At 66.8% G+C, this 419-nt stretch carries 1 tRNA gene; it reads right to left on the bottom strand.

What is annotated here, in order from left to right:
- Positions 1-144: 144 nt before the first annotated feature.
- A tRNA-Leu gene (locus tag OQ02_RS39330) sits at positions 145-219 on the bottom strand.
- Positions 220-419 lie beyond the last annotated feature (200 nt).

The raw sequence follows: 419 nt of genomic DNA, 5'->3' as shown, positions 1-419 counted from the left end.
GGTCAGGGTCCACCACATCGGGGAGTCGCTGACGTAGTCAGTGTGCGGTGGGCCGGCTCGCGCTGGCGGCAGGGCGGAGATAAGGCTTCACGCGTGTGGGTGACGATCACCCTGGGCCGCTTGCCCTTGGAATCGAAGGAAAAGTGCCCCAGGTGGGATTCGAACCCACACTGTCCGCTGTTTGAGAGCGGCCTCTCTGACCAGTTGGAGTACTGGGGCCTTAGAAAGCGAGGGCGCTGTGACCCCTGCGGGGCACCACATTACAGGAGCTAGGTAGGCTCGGGGGAGCAGTACTTGCCCCGTATCGAGGAGCCCCCGTGACCGCCCCCGAGTCGCCCCAGCCCGCCGACGACGCCGACGCGTCGCACGTCCCGCCGCTGACGACCCGTGTCGTCATCGCCGAGGACGAGGCCCTCATC

The sequence above is a fragment of the Saccharothrix sp. NRRL B-16314 genome, from assembly GCF_000716595.1.
In the GTDB taxonomy this organism is placed as follows: domain Bacteria; phylum Actinomycetota; class Actinomycetes; order Mycobacteriales; family Pseudonocardiaceae; genus Actinosynnema.
This window is presented reverse-complemented; position numbering and strand designations above follow the sequence as displayed.